Source organism: Frankia sp. CcWB3 (genome assembly GCF_977927595.1).
Map to the genome: position 1 here is coordinate 1,520 of NZ_CDWRCK010000330.1, position 2,485 is coordinate 4,004.

Here is a 2,485-nt window from a genome sequence, read left to right on the forward strand (position 1 = left end):
GCAACCTGTCGTTGTGACGGAGCGTGATGGCTCCTGGGGCTGTAAAGGGACGCACCCGCCCATCCGGAAAGATCGCGACTTGTCTAAGGTCCGTGATCGCCGGAAGAACGGGTGCGTTGTTGTTCGGGGGTACGGCTGGTCGTGCGGTGGCGGCGGTGCTGGGGTTGCCGGGGTTCGTGGCCGAGGTGTTGGAGTTCGAGACGGATGGTGTGGCCGCGCGGTGGGCGCGGGTGGCCTGGCACACGGCGCACGGCGCGTTCGTCTCCGCGGGTGGGCACGGCCTGCTCGGCGTGGTCGAGACCCGGGCGAGGGCCCCCGTGATCGCCTGGCTCCGGGCCCAGCCGGCGGCCTGGCGTGACGGGATCCGGGCGGTCACGATCGACATGTCGACGACGTACCGGGCCGTCGCCCGCGAGGCCCTCCCGCACGCGATGGTCGCGGCCGATCATTTTCATGTGGCCCAGCACCTGGGCAGGATGTGCGATGACGTGCGATGACGCATCAGTCACCAGCTCCACGACCGGCGCGGCCGGGCCACCGACGTCGAGTCCCAGCTCAACAACGCGCTGCGCTACGGTCCTGAGCGGCTCTCGGACCGCGGCCGACGGAAGATCCTCGACGGGCTCGGCGAGCTCGTCGCGATCGACGGCGACGCCGCCTACGACCTGCGCGTCGCCTGGACCGCGAAGAACCGGCTGCTCAGGGCGCTCGCGCTCTCCCCGTCACGGACCGGCCGGCCGGTCACCCGCACCGAGATCGCGCACACCGTTCCGCTTCCTCGACTACGTCGCGACCTTCGGCACCAGCATCCCCGAACTCGTCACCGCGACCGAGACCCTCAACACCTGGCTCGAGGAGATCACGAACGCTGTCCACCACGGGATCTCCAACGCGGCCGCCGAGGGAGTCAACCGCCTCACGAAGCTGATCTACCGGGTGGCGTTCGGGATGTCCAACGTCGCCAACCAGCAACTCAGGGCCCGGTACACCGCCTCCCGCGCTGCCCGCCCGCAGTGGCGACCGACCGTAACTACCCACGCGACCGCTACGTAATCAGATGACTACGACCTCTGGCTAACTGCGGAGAGCCTCAACGGTGGCGCAGACACAAGGCACGCGGACAGATGATCGTTGTCCGTTTCGCCGACGATGCGATCACCGGCTTCGAGTACGAGGACGACGCCCGTCGGTTTCTCGTCGACCTGCGCGAGAGGTTCGCCAGGTTCGGTTTGGAACTGCACCCCGGCAAGACCCGGCTGATCCAGTTCGGTCGCTACGCGGCCAGTTGGCGGAAGACCCACGGTCTCGGGAAGCCGGAGACGTTCACCTTCCTGGGGTTCACACATCTGTGCGCGACGTCCAAGAAGGGGCACTTCTGGGTGAGGCGCGTCACGGACAAGAGGCGGATGCGGGCGAAGCTCAAAGAGATCAAGGAGGAACTGAAGCGGCGCCGGCACCAACCCGTCCCGGTTCAAGGGCAGTGGCTACGCAGTGGTGGTTGGGCATCTCAACTACTACGCCGTGCGCGGCAACACGGACGCGGTCGCGTCCTTCCGCACCCAGGCGACACGGCACTGGTTCAAGGCGCTTCGCCGACGAAGCCAGCGCACGCGACTGGCCTGGGCGCGCATGGGGCGCCATGCCGACCGATGGCTACCACCCGCCCGCCCACGCCACCCGATGCCGAGCGTGCGCTTCGACGCCAGAACCCGAGGCAGGAGCCCAGTGCGGTAATCCCGCACGCTGGGATCTGTGCGGGGGCGCCCGCAAGGACGGTCCCTACCGCGACCTACGACGGCTCCGCCTCGCCCGGACGGTCAGCCGGCCGTGGGCCTGCTCGCCGTCCCACTGGACGCGGGCGGGCGCGGGTGGGCGAGACCGGAACGGTTCTCATGTTCACCGTGTACCGACTAGTAGGGGCGGTGCCCGGCTTTACCCCGGCAACTCTCCCGGTAGGCACGCCGTAGGCCTTCCCTGCCGCCTCCTCGACGGTACCCATGCCCGCTGGAAGAGGCCGGTCGTGTGGTTGCGCCAGATCGCTGCAACCCGTTGGGCGACACGGATGGCGACGCCTTCGAGGGTGCGCCCACCGTCGCGGTAGTCATAGCCGGCCCAGGTCCGAGCGGCGGCCCGCCCTGGCCGGGCCCGGTACCCGGGGGAAGGAGAGGAGAAAACAGAGATACTCCGGGTACCCGGCCGTGGCCGTTAGGGGTTCGGGCGGGCGGGGGCCAGGGTTTGCCGAGCCATCGGTAAAGGTGTCTGGGACGCCCGCGGGACCCGCCGTCCAAGATCATGGTGACGTAGCCGGCCTCCTTGAGATCCTTGAGGTACCGCTGGACCGTGGACCGGTCCCGGCCGATCTGGTCGGCGATCTCCGCCGCCGACATCGGCTCGGACGCCCAGAGCAGCACGGCGACGATCTCTTCCCTGACCCCGGTCCGGGCGGGCGGTGCGGGCTGGGTGGGCGGTGCAGGCGGTGCGGGCT

At 69.2% G+C, this 2,485-nt stretch carries 2 protein-coding genes and 1 pseudogene; 2 read left to right on the plus strand and 1 reads right to left on the minus strand.

Annotated features, from left to right (window positions below):
- Nucleotides 1-146: 146 nt before the first annotated feature.
- Complete coding sequence (locus ACY5KJ_RS18530; RefSeq protein ID WP_462203959.1) at nt 147-497, plus strand: transposase; 351 nt, start codon at nt 147-149, stop codon at nt 495-497.
- Nucleotides 484-1,053, plus strand: a complete 570-nt coding sequence (locus tag ACY5KJ_RS18535; protein ID WP_462203960.1) for a transposase — start codon at nt 484-486, stop codon at nt 1,051-1,053. Before ACY5KJ_RS18530 ends, ACY5KJ_RS18535 begins: the two co-directional genes overlap by 14 nt.
- A gap of 1,244 nt (nt 1,054-2,297) precedes the next feature.
- On the opposite strand, the pseudogene ACY5KJ_RS18540 reads toward ACY5KJ_RS18535, so the two are convergent.
- Nucleotides 2,298-2,420: pseudogene (locus ACY5KJ_RS18540) on the minus strand (helix-turn-helix domain-containing protein); the annotation flags it as partial.
- Nucleotides 2,421-2,485: the final 65 nt, after the last annotated feature.

Excerpts from the sequence above, each read along its gene's own strand:
- ACY5KJ_RS18535 (WP_462203960.1), top strand. The coding sequence starts at position 484 with ATGACGTGCGATGACGCATCAGTCACCAGCTCCACGACCGGCGCGGCC.